Here is a 14,200-nt window from a genome sequence, read left to right as displayed (position 1 = left end):
CCTTGCGGGTGCGGGCAAGCCGCATCAAGAGTCGGGGTGGTCGGGCATGTCGTGTCGGTACATCGTCCACTCGCAGTGAGCGGTATGGTTTGTGAACCCGCCACGCACGGGTCATGATAAGCAGGACACGCCGAACAGGGATAGATGGCATGCTTCCTCGGGACGATAACGTACGTTACGGTTTTCCGCTCACCTTGACGCTGGCTCTGGCGGCGCTGGTGGTCATCGTGAGTGGCATTCGCGCTGGCGCCGACCTGATCATTCCCCTTCTGCTGTCGCTCTTCATTGCCGTGATTTGCACCTCACCGGTGAACTGGCTGCACCGGCTGGGCTTGAGCCTGCGCCTTGCGGTTCTGGTCACGCTGCTGGTGATCGGTGCCTTCCTCTCGCTGGTGGGGTTGCTGGTGGTCAATACCTTCGGCACCTTCATCCAGGCATTGCCGGGCATCGAGGAGCGCCTCTACGAGCAGTACCTCAACCTGCTCGACAGCATGGCCTCCATGGGCCTGGCCATCGACCCAGACCTGTTGGCGGGACTGGTCGAGGTGGAAGACGAGAGCGGCTGGTTGTCCACGCTACTGGGAGGGCTTGGCAATTTGCTGGTGCAGAGTACGGTCGTGGCGCTCTTGGTGATCTTTATGCTCTTCGAGACTCTGAATTTCCGTGACAAGGTCTCCTTTGCGCTCGACGACCCGGCAGCCAGCCTGCAGCGCTTCCATGAGTTCAGCCTGACGCTGAAGCGCTACCTGGCGGTCAAGACGCTGGTGAGCCTGCTGACCGGTGTCATGGCCTGGTTGGCCTGCGTGTTTTCCGGTGTCGACTTCCCGCTACTGTGGGGGGTGCTGGCCTTCGCACTCAACTATATCCCCAACATCGGCTCGGCGATCGCCGCGTTGCCTCCGGTGTTACTGCTGCTGGTGTCCCGTGACGGCGGTCTGGTTCCGTCCTTCGGGCTGGCCATGGCCTATCTGGCCATCAACTTCGTGCTCGGCAACCTGGTCGAGCCACGCCTGATGGGGCGCGCTCTGGGACTGTCCGCCTTCGTCGCCTTCCTCTCGCTGGTGGTCTGGGGCTGGATGCTGGGCGTGGTCGGGATGCTCCTCTCGGTGGTGCTGACGATGACGCTCAAGATCGCCTTGGACAGCCATCCACAGACGCGCTGGATCGCCCATATGCTGGGGCCGGGCAGACGGCGCATCGCGGATACCGTCACCCCGCCGAGCGATACTCGATAGGAAAGCGAGCCGAACTGTTACTTGCCGCCATACGAACGCAAACGCCCCGGCCGAAGCCGGGGCGAGAGGAACATCGCTGAGGGGATCAGGCGTTCTGGTCGATGAACTGCACCAGCTGTGACTTGGACTGAGCGCCTACCAGCGAGGCGACCTTCGAGCCCGACTTGAACAGCATCACGGTGGGAACGCCGCGTACGCCTTGCTCGGCGGCGATTTCCGGTGCGTCATCCACGTTGATGCTAACGACCTTGAGGCTGCCGGAACGCTCCTCGGCAACTTCGTCGATTACCGGGGCCATGACCTTGCAGGGGCCGCACCACGGAGCCCAGAACTTGAGCAGTACGGGCTGGTCTGCCTTCAGCACTTCCTGCTCGAAGTTGGCATTGGTGACATCGACATTGTTGGCCATGTGAATCTCCAGTTACGTTGCGCTTCATCGAGCGGATCGTTGTGACATGCCGAGGCATGTCCGGTCGGCTGATGTTAGCGGTCGACCGGTTCCCTGGCAAATGGGCTGGCGTCTCGGGACTGACGCTCACTGGCGTTCCGATAGCCCGCGTGCCCGTTTTGTGTATATGCTATTTGGTGATTAGATGAGTCTCGTTTAATCGCCGTTGCGTATCATTCTGCCGGGTGCCAGGAGAGTCGATCATGAAACTGCAACAGCTGCGCTACGTCTGGGAAGTGACCCGCCATAATCTCAACGTGTCAGCCACGGCTCAGAGCCTGTTCACCTCGCAGCCCGGCATCTCCAAGCAGATCCGTCTGCTGGAAGATGAGTTGGGTGTCGAGATCTTCGCGCGTAGCGGCAAGCACCTCACCCGCGTCACCCCGGCGGGTGAGGCCATCGTAGAGCTGGCCGGTCGGGTTCTGCGACTCACCGACAACATCAAGCAGGTGGCCCAGGAGCACAGCGACGAGCGCCGCGGCAGTTTGTCAATCGCCACGACCCATACCCAGGCGCGGTATGCGCTGCCGCCGGTGATCGGTGAGTTCACCCGCAAGTATCCCGATGTGGCGCTGCACATGCAGCAGGGGACTCCGCGCCAGATCGCCCAGATGGTCAGCGACGGGCAGGCCGACTTCGCCATTTGCACCGAATCGCTGGAACTGTTCAATGATCTCGTCTTGCTGCCCTGCTATCGCTGGAACCGCTGTGTGCTGGTCCCTCGCGACCATCCGCTGGCCAATGGCGAGGCATTGACCCTGGAGCGCCTCGCCGAGCAACCGATCGTGACCTATGTGTTCGGCTTCACTGGACGCTCCCAGCTCGATGACGCCTTCCGTGCCAAGGGTCTCACTCCCAACGTCGTGCTCACCGCCGCCGACGCCGATGTGATCAAGACCTACGTTCGGCTGGGGCTGGGCGTCGGTATCGTTGCCCATATGGCTTATGATCCTGAGCTCGACGAAGATCTGGTAGCGCTCGAGGCGGGGCACTTGTTCGAAAGCTCCGTGACCAAGATCGGCATTCGTCGTGGCACGTTCATGCGCGGCTACATGTACGACTTCGTCAAGGGCTTTGCCGGTCATCTCGAACGCGATCTGGTCGATGCGGCGCTGGCGGCAGGACCGCGCCACGAGCAGGAACTATTCGACGACATCGAACTGCCGATGCGCTGAACCGAACGTTCCGGCACCAATCGATCGGTTTCAGTGCTGCAAGTGCAGGCCGCACTCGCGCTTTTCCTCCACCTTGGTGGGGTCGAAATAGTCGAACTCATTGGGCAGGTCATGGTCCTGCAGGTACTGGTACATGTCGCGGGCACTCCAGTACAGCAGCGGCGATACCTTCAGCAGGCCGTCGGCATTGCGGCTCACCGGAGCCATGCGGGCACGCTCGGGTGTGTCCTCGGCGCGCAAGGCGGTAAACCAGACGTCCGGAGCCATTTCGCGTAGCGCGCGCTCGAAGGGCTCGAGCTTTACCTCGCGCGTGAAGGCATCGTGGCGTGGGTCGTCGATGCCTGGCATGGCTCCGTCTACGGCTTCGCGATGCGCCCGGGAGCGGCGCGGAAGGTAAGTGATCACATTGAGCCCGAGACGCTCGGCGACGGCATCGGCGAAGCGATACGTGGCGGGGGTGTTATAACCGTGATCCATCCAGACCACCGGGATGTCCGGCCGCTGACGCGCCACCATATGCAGGATGACCGCCTCGAAGGGGCGAAAGTTGGTCGTGCAGATAGGACGTTCGCCTTGCTCCAGAGCCCAGCGGATCAGGGCTTCCGGATCATTGCCCAAGTCACGATTGACGACGTCGAGTGAAAGCTCCATGGAGGCTCCAAGGGTTGTGTTGACAATACGCTTACCCTAGCAAAGCCCACCCGGCGCGCCCCAATACCGATTCCTTGGATAGATATATCCAATGGTTGATAAAAGAAAGATTCTTATTCCTTCGCGTGCTTTCTTCGCTATGCCAGGGCGTGCATCAGGTGGCGAATCTTGTCCAGCGTCTCGGTGTATTCCGCCTTGACTTCGGAGTCGGCTACCAGCCCGCCGCCGCCCCAGAGATGAATCCGTCCGGCATCGGCCACGGCGGTACGAATGGCAATCGAGGTGTCCATCTGTCCGCGCAGATCGATGTAGCCCAGGCTGCCGCAATAGATGCTGCGCCTGCTGGGCTCCAACTCATCGATGATTTGCATGGCACGCACCTTGGGGGCGCCTGTGATCGAACCGCCAGGAAAAGCGGCAGCCAGCAGATCGAGCGCTCGCCTGCCGTCGGCGAGCTCCCCGCATACGACGCTGACCAGGTGATGCACGTTGGCATAACTCTCGAGACCGCACAGCTGCGGCACCCGGACGCTGCCTGGCCGGCACACGCGGCCCAGGTCGTTGCGCAGTAGATCGACGATCATGACGTTCTCGGCGCGGTCTTTGTGGCTCGCTGTTAGCGCCTCGGCCAACCGGCGATCTTCCTCGGGCGTGATCCCGCGCGGTCGCGTGCCCTTGATAGGACGGGTCTCCACATGTCCATCCGCATGACATCGCAGGAAGCGTTCCGGAGAGAGCGAGAGGATGGCCTGCTCGTGATGGCCCGCGCTCCAGGCCATATAGCCTGAGAACGGGGTCGGCGTGGCCCGGCGCAACCGAAGGTAGGCCAGCCACAGGTCGCCGTGGAAGGGGGCGCTGAAACGTTGGGCAAGATTGATCTGGTAGCAATCGCCGGCGTGAATGTAGTCCTGGACAGCGGCGAAGCGTCGGGCATAGCCATCGCGATCCATTTCGCTCTCGAAGGGAGCCAGGAGATGGAAGGATGCGGCCGGGGGCGTAGCCGACTGCAGCCAGCCCAGCACCTGGAGGCGCCGTTCGGCACTGGCCACCAGCCAGCTCTCGCGAGCTTCATGATCCTGTATCAGCGCCCAGTCATATAGTCCGACCCGGCTGGCTGGCAGCGAGACCACCTGGCGCGCCGATTCTCCCACGGGCTCGAGTGAGCGGCCCAGATCATAGGCCCAGTAGCCGATCAGTCCGCCGAGAAAGGGCAGTTCGCTCTCGGGAAGCGACATCGCGACGCCATCGAGCAGGCGCTGCTGAGCCGCGAAAGGATCGCCGTCGACGGCCGGTGCGCCATCCACCGATATCCGTCCCCTGGCATCGGCAGTGAGCACCGACACGGGATCGCAACTGAGAATATCGTAGCGTCCACCTGGCGCGATGGGGCGGCCACTGTCTAATAGCACGGCGCCGGGGCGTCGGCGCAGGGCATCGAAGTAGGCGAGCGGGTCGTCTCGGTAGGGGAGCGGGTAAGTCTCGAGTCGTGCAGTCATGAAAGGGGCCTTTCGGAACAGGCGATCCATTCTAGGGGGCGGGGCGGGTTTTGTCCTGGCTGCATCCCTAAGCCGGAATAAGGGACGTCAACGCTGGCGTGATTGTCGACAGCATGGCTCTCTGTCTTCGGGTTGTTTACAACCAAAGGCGTAGCGAATGGCCCCAACCGAGTGGTTGACCACAGAGAAGGCAATGTCTAAAGTCATCGAACCATTTGATTGTCGACAATTGCCATGAACTTAGTCGCTCCAGCACATGCCTCTCCCGAAGTCCGCACCCTGGCGGAGCGGGTCTTTCACGAGCTGCAGGACGCCATCGTCCGCGGCGAGCTGGCACCGGGCAGCAAAATCACCGAGCCGGGCCTGTCGAAAGCCTACGGTATCTCGCGAGGCCCGCTGCGCGAGGCGATGCGACGCCTCGAAGCCCACCGCCTGATCGAACGAGTTCCGCACGTCGGGGCTCGGGTGGTCAAGCTCTCGATGAAGGAGCTGCTGGAACTGTTCGATGTGCGCGAGGCGCTGGAAAGCATGGCCGCACGGCTGGCCGCCGAGAACATGACTCGCGACGAGATCGCCGGCCTGCGTGAGGTGCTGGCATTGCACGAACGCCAGGCGGATCTTCAGAGCGGCGAAGCCTACTACCAGCGCGAAGGCGACCTCGATTTTCACTATCGCATCGTCCAGGGCAGCCACAATCGCATGTTAATGAACATGCTGTGCGACGACCTCTATTACTTGGTGCGGCTCTACCGTACCCAGTTCAGCGCCAGTGGCGCCCGACCCCAGCGAGCCTTCGTCGAACACCATCGCATCGTCGACGCCATCGAAGCGGGCGATGCCGAGCTGGCCGAACTGCTGATGCGTCGCCACGTCAGCGCCTCGCGGGCCAACGTGGCCGACCGCTACGCCGAGATTCTCAAGGAGCAGGCCGAGGCCACTGCCTGAGGCCGGCTCGAACGATTGCAGAGGAGTCTACCCATGACGCAACCCACCCCCGGCGCTCGTTTCCGCGCCGCCCTCGAGGCCAATCGGCCGCTGCCCATTGTCGGTACCATCAACGCCTATACCGCCATGATGGCCGAGCGGGTCGGCCACCAAGCGATTTACCTTTCCGGCGGCGGCGTGGCCAATGCCTCGTTCGGACTGCCCGACCTGGGCATGACCACCATGAACGACGTGGTCCAGGATGCTCATCGCATCTGCGGCGCCACCGAGCTCCCGCTGCTGGTGGACATCGATACCGGCTGGGGTGGGGCCTTCAACATCGCCCGCACCGTCAAGGAGATGCAGCGTGCCGGTGTGGCCGCCGTGCATCTCGAGGATCAGGTAGCGCAGAAGCGCTGCGGGCACCGCCCCAACAAGGAGATCGTCACCAAGCAGGAGATGGTCGATCGCATCAAGGCAGCTGCCGACGCCCGCCTCGACCCGGACTTCTACCTGATCGCGCGTACCGACGCCTTCCAGAAGGAAGGGCTCGACGCCGCCATCGACCGCGCCAACGCCTGCATCGAGGCGGGCGCCGATGCCATCTTCGCCGAGGCGGTGCACACCCTCGATGATTACCAAGCCTTCTGCAATCGCGTCGACGCGCCGATCCTGGCCAACATCACCGAATTCGGCGCCACTCCGCTGTTTTCGCAGCAAGAACTCGCCGAGGTGGGCTGTCGCATGGTGCTCTACCCGCTGTCGGCCTTCCGCGCCATGAACGCGGCGGCACTGAAGGTCTATCAGAGCATTCACGACAAGGGCCATCAGCGTGACGTGGTCGAGCTGATGCAGACCCGTGACGAGCTCTACGACTTCCTCAACTATCACGCCTTCGAGCAGAAGCTCGATGCGCTGTTTGCAGAAAACCAGCTTGCCGAAAAGGGCTCAGACGCCTGAGCCAGGCTCGTTACGACGATAAGAAAACGCTAGATCAAGGAGACGCGACATGGCAGATAAACCTAACGCTGGTGCCGGCCTGCGGGGTCAAAGCGCAGGTAGCACGGCCCTGTGCACCGTGGGCAAGACCGGCTCCGGTCTGACCTATCGTGGCTATGACATCGAGGTACTGGCCGAGAAGGCCCGCTTCGAGGAAGTGGCCTATCTGCTGCTGAAAGGCAAGCTGCCCAACCAAGCCGAGCTCGACGCCTACGTGACCAAGCTCAAGGGACTGCGCAGCCTGCCCCAGGCGCTCAAGACCGTGCTCGAGCAGATTCCCAAGGATGCTCATCCGATGGATGTGATGCGTACCGGCGCCTCGATGCTCGGCAATCTCGAGACCGAGGAGAGCTTCGACGAGCAGCAGGACGTCTCCGATCGCCTGCTCGCGGTATTGCCTTCGATCATCTGCTACTGGTATCGCTACAGCCACGATGGCGTGCGCATCGAGACCGAGACAGACGACGAGTCGGTGGGGGCTCACTTCCTGCACCTGCTGCGCGGTGAGGCCCCCTCCGAGTTGCATGCCAGGGTCATGAACGTCTCGCTGATCCTGTATGCCGAGCACGAGTTCAACGCCTCGACCTTCACCGCCCGTGTCTGTGCCTCGACGCTCTCCGATATGCACTCCTGCGTCACCGGTGCCATCGGCTCGCTGCGCGGTCCGCTGCATGGCGGCGCCAACGAGGCGGCCATGGACATGATCGAGAACTGGAAATCGCCGGAAGAGGCCGAGCGCGAGATCATGGGAATGCTCGAGCGCAAGGAGAAGATCATGGGCTTCGGACATGCGATATATCGCGAGTCCGACCCGCGCAACGCGATCATCAAGCAGTGGTCGAAGAAGCTGGCCGAGGACGTGGGCGATACGGTCCTGTACCCGGTTTCCGAGCGCGTCGAGGAAGTCATGTGGCGCGAGAAGAAGCTGTTCTGCAACGCCGACTTCTTCCATGCCAGCGCCTATTACTTCATGGACATTCCCACCAAACTTTTCACGCCGATCTTCGTCTGTTCGCGCGTCACCGGCTGGTGTGCCCATGTCTTCGAGCAGCGCGCCAATAACCGCATCATTCGTCCCAGCGCCGACTATATCGGCCCGGAGAAGAGCGAGTGGGTGCCGATCGAGGAGCGCGACTGAGCCATTCCTCGCGTAGCACTCTCAGGCGGCTCGAGGGCCGCCTGTTTAACTCTCGCCTGACCCAACACCACGCGAAGACCGTCGACCCATGAATACTCAATACCGCAAACCGCTTCCTGGCACCGAGCTGGACTACTTCGACGTGCGTGCGGCCGTCGAGGAGATCCAGCCCGGTGCCTACGACTCCCTGCCCTACACGTCACGGGTGCTGGCCGAGCAGCTGGTGCGCCGCTGCGAGCCGGAACTGCTTACCGATGCGCTGAAGCAGCTGATAGAGCGTCGTCGCGACCTGGATTTTCCCTGGTATCCGGCCCGGGTGGTGTGTCACGACATCCTCGGCCAGACGGCATTGGTGGATCTTGCCGGACTGCGCGACGCCATCGCCGAGAAGGGCGGCGACCCGGCCAAGGTCAATCCGGTGGTGCCGACCCAACTGATCGTCGACCACTCGCTGGCCGTCGAATGCGGGGGGGACGATCCCCAGGCGTTCGACAAGAACCGCGCCATCGAGGATCGCCGTAACGAGGATCGCTTCCACTTCATCGACTGGACGCGCACCGCGTTCAAGAACGTCGATGTGATCCCCGCCGGCAACGGCATCATGCATCAGATCAACCTGGAAAAGATGTCGCCAGTGATCCAGGCCCGCGATGGTGTCGCCTACCCTGACACCTGCGTGGGCACTGACAGCCACACCCCGCACATCGACTGCCTGGGCGTGATCGCCATTGGCGTCGGCGGCCTCGAGGCCGAGACCGTAATGCTCGGCCGGCCCTCTATGATGCGCCTGCCCGATATCGTCGGCGTCAAGCTGACCGGCAAGCGACAGCCCGGCATCACCGCCACCGATATCGTGCTGGCCATCACCGAGTTCCTGCGCCAGGAACGGGTGGTGGGGGCGTACCTGGAGTTCTTTGGAGAGGGCGCCGAGAGCTTGACCATCGGCGACCGTGCCACGATTTCCAACATGACGCCGGAGTACGGTGCCACCGCGGCGATGTTCTACATCGACGAGCAGACCACCGACTACCTGACCATCACTGGCCGTGAACCGGAGCAGGTGGCGCTGGTGGAGCATTATGCCAAAACCGTTGGGCTGTGGGCCGACAGCCTGAAGCGCGTCGAGTACGAGCGCGTGCTGACGTTTGACCTTTCCACCGTCGAGCGCAACTTGGCCGGCCCCTCCAATCCGCACCGTCGCCTGCCCACCTCGGCGCTGGCCGAGCGCGGCATCGCCGCCAACCTGGACCAGGCGCTGGCCGAGGAGAAAGCCGGCCGGATGCCCGACGGCGCGGTGATCATCGCCGCCATCACCAGCTGTACCAATACCTCCAACCCGCGCAATGTGGTGGCCGCAGGCCTGCTGGCGAAAAAGGCCAACGAGCTCGGCCTGGTGCGCAAGCCCTGGGTGAAATCATCGTTTGCACCGGGCTCAAAGGTTGCCCGTCTTTATCTGGAGGAGGCCGGATTGCTGCCCGAACTGGAGAAGCTCGGCTTCGGCATCGTCGCCTACGCCTGCACCACCTGCAATGGGATGTCCGGTGCGCTGCGCCCGGAGATCCAGCAGGAGATCATCGACCGCGACCTCTACGCCACCGCGGTGCTTTCCGGCAATCGCAACTTCGACGGGCGCATTCATCCCTACGCCAAGCAGGCCTTTCTCGCCTCGCCGCCGCTGGTGGTGGCCTACGCCATCGCCGGTACCGTGCGCTTCGACATCGAGAAGGACGCGCTGGGCTACGACAAGGACGGCAACCCGGTCACTCTCAAGAAGCTGTGGCCCTCAGACGAGGAGATCGATGCCATCGTCGGCGAATACGTCAAGCCGGAGCAGTTCAAGCAGGTCTACATCCCGATGTTCGATCTGGGTGAAGTGGAAGCGGCCAAGAGCCCGCTCTACGATTGGCGCCCGCAGAGCACCTACATTCGCCGTCCGCCCTATTGGGAAGGCAACATGGCGCGTGAGCGGGGGCTGAAGGGCATGCGACCGCTGGCGATCCTGCCCGACAACATCACCACCGATCACCTGTCGCCGTCCAACGCCATCATGCTGGATAGCGCGGCGGGGGAGTACCTGGCGAAGATGGGCCTGCCGGAGGAGGACTTCAACTCCTACGCCACCCACCGCGGCGACCACCTCACCGCCCAGCGCGCCACGTTGGCCAACCCCAAGTTGTTCAACGAGATGGTGCGCGACGAGAACGGCGAAGTGCTTCAGGGCTCGCTGGCACGCATCGAACCGGAAGGCAAGGTGACACGCATGTGGGAGGCCATCGAGACCTACATGGAGCGCGGCCAGCCGCTGATTGTCATTGCCGGCGCCGACTACGGCCAGGGCAGCTCGCGCGACTGGGCGGCCAAGGGCGTGGCGCTGGCCGGTGTGGAGGCCATCGTCGCCGAGGGATTCGAGCGCATCCATCGCACCAACCTGGTGGGCATGGGTGTAATGCCGCTGCAGTTCGAGGAGGGCACCACGCGTCATACGCTGAAGCTCGACGGCACCGAGACCTACGATGTGGAGGGCAAGCCGGCACCGGGAGCGAGCTTGACGCTGGTCATTCATCGCCTCAATGGCGACACCCAGCGCGTGCCGGTTGTCTGCCGACTGGATACTGCCGAGGAGGTCTCCGTCTACTCCGCAGGTGGCGTACTGCAGCGCTTCGCTCAGGACTTCCTCGAGTCCGAGGCCGAAGCGACGGCCTGACCGCAACGTCTCGCGAACGCCCCGATGCCACGTCCCGGGGCGATTCGCGTCATTTCAGGAAGCGACTTTCATGGCACACGTACCCCAGATTCGCGTTCCCGCTACCTACATGCGTGGCGGTACCAGCAAAGGCGTCTTCTTCCGCTTGGAGGATCTGCCCGAGGCGGCACGAAAGCCCGGCCCGGCCCGCGATGCGCTGCTGCTGCGAGTGATCGGCAGCCCCGACCCTTACCAGAAACAGATCGATGGCATGGGCGGGGCCACCTCGAGCACCAGCAAGACAGTGATTCTCTCTAGAAGCGAGAGCCCCGACCACGACGTCGACTACCTGTTCGGCCAAGTCTCCATCGACAAGCCCTTCGTCGACTGGAGCGGCAACTGCGGCAACCTTTCCGCCGCCGTGGGGCCCTTCGCCATCAGCAACGGTCTGGTGGATCCCTCACGCATCCCCGAAAACGGCATCGCCACGGTGCGCATCTGGCAGGCCAACATCGGCAAGACCATCGTCTCGCACGTGCCTGTCGCGGGCAGCGAGGTGCAGGAGACCGGCGACTTCGAGCTCGACGGCGTGACCTTTCCCGCCGCCGAAGTGGCGGTGGAGTTCATGGACCCAGCCGACGGCGATGGCGCCATGTTTCCTACCGGCAACCTGGTCGACAAGCTGGAGGTGCCGGGGGTAGGCATCCTCGAGGCGACCATGATCAACGCCGGCATTCCGACGGTGTTCATCAATGCAGAGGCGGTCGGCTACGCCGGCACTGAGCTGCAGGAGGCGATCAACGGCGACACCAAGGCGCTGGCCATGTTCGAGTCCATTCGCGCCCATGCTGCGCTGCGCATGGGTCTGATAAAAGATGTCAGTGAAGCCGCCGAGCGCCAGCACACGCCCAAGGTCGCTTTCGTCGCGCCGCCTGCCGACTACGTGGCCTCGAGCGGCAAAGCTATCAAGGCCAGCGATATCGACCTGGTAGTACGCGCGCTCTCCATGGGCAAGCTGCATCACGCCATGATGGGCACGGCGGCGGTGGCCATCGCCACGGCGGCGGCGGTGCCCGGCACGCTGGTCAATCAAGCCGCCGGTGGCGGCGAGCGCAACTCGGTGCACTTCGGACACCCCTCCGGCACCCTGCGGGTCGGGGCGGAAGCTTCCCGAGTCGATGGTCAATGGACGGCGACCAAGGCGGTGATGAGCCGCAGCGCCCGAGTGCTGATGGAGGGGTGGGTGCGAATCCCCAGGGACGCCTTCTAGGCCTGAATATCGGCAGATATTCGCCCCGGGTCGCAAGGCCCGGGGCGTTTTCTATAGTGAAGGGAGACATATCGAGCCTGCGACAGGAGAAAGCATGAGCGCCACCGTCGAACGTAACGTCCGCCCCGAGTACGACCGAGAGCTGCAGAAGATTGCCGACTATGTGTTCGATTTCCATATCGAGAGCGAGGAGGCACTGGATACCGCTCGTAACTGCTTGATCGATACCCTGGGTTGCGGCCTGTTGGCGCTACGCTTCCCCGAATGTACCAAGCACCTGGGGCCGCTGGTCGAAGGGACCGTGGTGCCGAACGGTGCTCGGGTGCCAGGGACGTCCTTCCGCCTGGACCCGGTCAAGGCCGCCTGGGACATCGGCTGTACCATCCGTTGGCTCGATTACAACGACACCTGGTTGGCAGCGGAGTGGGGCCATCCGTCGGATAACCTTGGTGGAATTCTGGCTGTGGCCGACCATCTCTCACAGAAGCGAATCGCCGAAGGGGAGCCCCCCTTGGTCATGCGCGACGTGCTCGAAGCGATGATCAAGGCGCACGAGATCCAGGGCGTTCTGGCGCTCGACAATTCCTTCAATCGGGTGGGGCTCGATCATGTGGTTCTGGTTAAAGTCGCCTCAACCGCAATAGCCGCGCACCTAATGGGAGCGAATCGCGAACAGCTTCTCTCGGCCCTCTCCCACGCCTGGGCCGACGGCCAGAGCCTGCGCACCTACCGCCATGCACCCAATGCCGGCTCGCGCAAGAGCTGGGCGGCGGGGGATGCCACCTCGCGAGGCGTGCGCCTGGCCGACATCGCCCTGCGCGACGAGATGGGCATCCCGGGTGTGCTCAGCGCGCCGCAGTGGGGGTTCTATGATGTCCTTTTCGCCAAGACCAACAAGGACCAGCAGCTCAAGCCCGAGGGTGAGCGGCGCTTTAGCTTCCAGCGCGAGTTTGGCACTTACGTGATGGAAAACATTCTATTCAAGATTGCCTTTCCGGCTGAGTTTCATGCTCAGACTGCCTGCGAGGCGGCCGTGCGCCTGCACCCCCAGGTCGAGGGACGCCTGGAAGAGATCGAGCGTATCGTCATCACCACGCACGAATCGGCTATCCGCATCATCTCCAAGGAGGGGGAACTGGCCAATCCGGCGGATCGCGACCATTGCCTGCAGTACATGATCGCCGTGCCGCTGATCTTCGGCGACTTGGTCGCCGAGCACTACGAGGATGCTTTCCACCGCCAGCACCCACTCATCGATACGCTCAGGGCGAAGATGGAAGTGGTCGAGGAGCCCCGCTACACCCAGGATTATCTCGATGCCGGCAAGCGCTCCATCGCCAACGCCATCCAGGTCTTCTTCAGTGATGGCAGCGCGACGGAGCGTATCGAAGTGGAGTACCCCATCGGGCATCGCCGCCGACGTGACGAGGGTATCCCGATCCTCGAAGAGAAATTCAAGCGCAACCTGGCCACGCGCTTCCCGGCCGGGCGCTGCGAGCGCATCCTAGACCTGTGCCGGGATCAAGCATCGCTAGAGGCGATGCCGGTGCACCGCTTCATGGACCTGTTCGTGATCTGATCCGCTCTGGATGACCGGACGGAGAAATTTGATATGAGTCATGGCCGACCTGGTCAGGATGACCTATATTTTTTTGACGCGAAGGGTTGCGGCTTCCACCGTTAATCCGTAAAGTACGCATCCGCTGCCGGCGACGGGCCACGTTGCCAGCGGTGGGAAGAGTGGTAAGTGGTTGTCTCGCTTTGAATTTTTCGACTCGTTTCGCAAGATTCGTCCTTGACGCCCACGGCGGATTCGGTAGAATGCGCCTCACTCGAGAGAGACCCGCTGAGGGCTCTCGACAGAGACCCGCTAAGGGCTCTCGTGACTGCCGGCGACGCCGGTCCTCGACGCCACGTTCACCACGGTGACGGCCTCGCAGGGAGTTGACAAGCTCGGTCGGATCGGTAGAATACGCCTTCCTCGCAGGGCGCTGGCGGGGCCGCCACTTCGGTGACTGGCCACGACGGCAAGCGAGACGCTCCGCCCTTCTCTATGAGAACTCGGAGCCGCTCTTTAACAATCGATCAGGTAATTCATGTGGGCGCTTGTCGATGAGGTGGTGAGAAGTCACACCATTTCAAGGCAAGCGACTCGTCGAGACCTTCGGGTCTTTTGAGAAG

Annotated in this window: 11 protein-coding genes; 8 read left to right on the top strand and 3 right to left on the bottom strand. The window is 62.8% G+C overall.

What is annotated here, in order from left to right; translation table 11 throughout:
• The first annotated feature begins 149 nt into the window (after positions 1-149).
• Positions 150-1,235 (top strand): AI-2E family transporter, encoded by a 1,086-nt coding sequence (locus tag CYJ07_RS02190; RefSeq protein WP_104202047.1) that lies wholly within the window; start codon positions 150-152, stop codon positions 1,233-1,235.
• A gap of 85 nt (positions 1,236-1,320) precedes the next feature.
• Here CYJ07_RS02190 and trxA read toward each other — a convergent pair whose 3' ends face one another.
• The gene (trxA, locus tag CYJ07_RS02185) at positions 1,321-1,644 is read right to left on the bottom strand and encodes a thioredoxin (RefSeq protein WP_104202046.1); all 324 of its coding nucleotides are present in this window, start codon (positions 1,642-1,644) and stop codon (positions 1,321-1,323) included.
• Between the two features lie 242 nt (positions 1,645-1,886).
• Between trxA and cysB the strand changes: the two genes are divergently transcribed.
• Positions 1,887-2,858 (top strand): HTH-type transcriptional regulator CysB, encoded by a 972-nt coding sequence (gene cysB / locus CYJ07_RS02180; protein WP_104202045.1) that lies wholly within the window; start codon positions 1,887-1,889, stop codon positions 2,856-2,858.
• A gap of 30 nt (positions 2,859-2,888) precedes the next feature.
• Here cysB and CYJ07_RS02175 read toward each other — a convergent pair whose 3' ends face one another.
• Both CYJ07_RS02175 and pabB read right to left on the bottom strand, forming a co-directional pair.
• Positions 2,889-3,509: a phosphoadenosine phosphosulfate reductase domain-containing protein gene (locus CYJ07_RS02175; protein ID WP_104202044.1), complete on the bottom strand. Its 621-nt coding sequence runs from the start codon at positions 3,507-3,509 to the stop codon at positions 2,889-2,891.
• Between the two features lie 137 nt (positions 3,510-3,646).
• On the bottom strand, positions 3,647-5,005 hold the full coding sequence (gene pabB, locus CYJ07_RS02170) for an aminodeoxychorismate synthase component I (protein ID WP_104202326.1): 1,359 nt from the start codon (positions 5,003-5,005) through the stop codon (positions 3,647-3,649).
• Between the two features lie 234 nt (positions 5,006-5,239).
• On the opposite strand from pabB, the gene CYJ07_RS02165 reads away from it, so the two are divergent.
• From CYJ07_RS02165 to prpD, 6 genes are all read left to right on the top strand, one after another.
• Positions 5,240-5,950 (top strand): GntR family transcriptional regulator, encoded by a 711-nt coding sequence (locus CYJ07_RS02165; RefSeq protein ID WP_104202043.1) that lies wholly within the window; start codon positions 5,240-5,242, stop codon positions 5,948-5,950.
• A gap of 33 nt (positions 5,951-5,983) precedes the next feature.
• Positions 5,984-6,889, top strand: a complete 906-nt coding sequence (prpB, locus tag CYJ07_RS02160; protein ID WP_104202042.1) for a methylisocitrate lyase — start codon at positions 5,984-5,986, stop codon at positions 6,887-6,889.
• A 49-nt stretch (positions 6,890-6,938) separates the two neighbouring features.
• Positions 6,939-8,066 (top strand): bifunctional 2-methylcitrate synthase/citrate synthase, encoded by a 1,128-nt coding sequence (gene prpC / locus CYJ07_RS02155; RefSeq protein ID WP_104202041.1) that lies wholly within the window; start codon positions 6,939-6,941, stop codon positions 8,064-8,066.
• An 88-nt stretch (positions 8,067-8,154) separates the two neighbouring features.
• Entirely contained in the window at positions 8,155-10,770 is a 2,616-nt protein-coding gene (acnD, locus tag CYJ07_RS02150; RefSeq protein ID WP_104202040.1) for a Fe/S-dependent 2-methylisocitrate dehydratase AcnD, read from the top strand.
• Positions 10,771-10,840: 70 nt separating this feature from the next.
• Complete coding sequence (gene prpF / locus CYJ07_RS02145; protein WP_104202039.1) at positions 10,841-12,019, top strand: 2-methylaconitate cis-trans isomerase PrpF; 1,179 nt, start codon at positions 10,841-10,843, stop codon at positions 12,017-12,019.
• A gap of 94 nt (positions 12,020-12,113) precedes the next feature.
• Complete coding sequence (prpD, locus tag CYJ07_RS02140; RefSeq protein ID WP_104202038.1) at positions 12,114-13,598, top strand: 2-methylcitrate dehydratase; 1,485 nt, start codon at positions 12,114-12,116, stop codon at positions 13,596-13,598.
• Positions 13,599-14,200 lie beyond the last annotated feature (602 nt).

Origin of the sequence: Billgrantia saliphila (genome assembly GCF_002930105.1) — a bacterium.
Lineage (GTDB): Bacteria > Pseudomonadota > Gammaproteobacteria > Pseudomonadales > Halomonadaceae > Halomonas > Halomonas saliphila.
This window is presented reverse-complemented; position numbering and strand designations above follow the sequence as displayed.

Bases quoted from the DNA above. Each gene is read 5' to 3' on its own strand.
- CYJ07_RS02190 (WP_104202047.1), top strand. From the start codon at position 150: ATGCTTCCTCGGGACGATAACGTACGTTACGGTTTTCCGCTCACCTTG.
- trxA (WP_104202046.1), bottom strand. From the start codon at position 1,644: ATGGCCAACAATGTCGATGTCACCAATGCCAACTTCGAGCAGGAAGTG.
- cysB (WP_104202045.1), top strand. From the start codon at position 1,887: ATGAAACTGCAACAGCTGCGCTACGTCTGGGAAGTGACCCGCCATAAT.
- CYJ07_RS02175 (WP_104202044.1), bottom strand. From the start codon at position 3,509: ATGGAGCTTTCACTCGACGTCGTCAATCGTGACTTGGGCAATGATCCG.
- pabB (WP_104202326.1), bottom strand. From the start codon at position 5,005: ATGACTGCACGACTCGAGACTTACCCGCTCCCCTACCGAGACGACCCG.
- CYJ07_RS02165 (WP_104202043.1), top strand. From the start codon at position 5,240: ATGAACTTAGTCGCTCCAGCACATGCCTCTCCCGAAGTCCGCACCCTG.
- prpB (WP_104202042.1), top strand. From the start codon at position 5,984: ATGACGCAACCCACCCCCGGCGCTCGTTTCCGCGCCGCCCTCGAGGCC.
- prpC (WP_104202041.1), top strand. From the start codon at position 6,939: ATGGCAGATAAACCTAACGCTGGTGCCGGCCTGCGGGGTCAAAGCGCA.
- acnD (WP_104202040.1), top strand. From the start codon at position 8,155: ATGAATACTCAATACCGCAAACCGCTTCCTGGCACCGAGCTGGACTAC.
- prpF (WP_104202039.1), top strand. From the start codon at position 10,841: ATGGCACACGTACCCCAGATTCGCGTTCCCGCTACCTACATGCGTGGC.
- prpD (WP_104202038.1), top strand. From the start codon at position 12,114: ATGAGCGCCACCGTCGAACGTAACGTCCGCCCCGAGTACGACCGAGAG.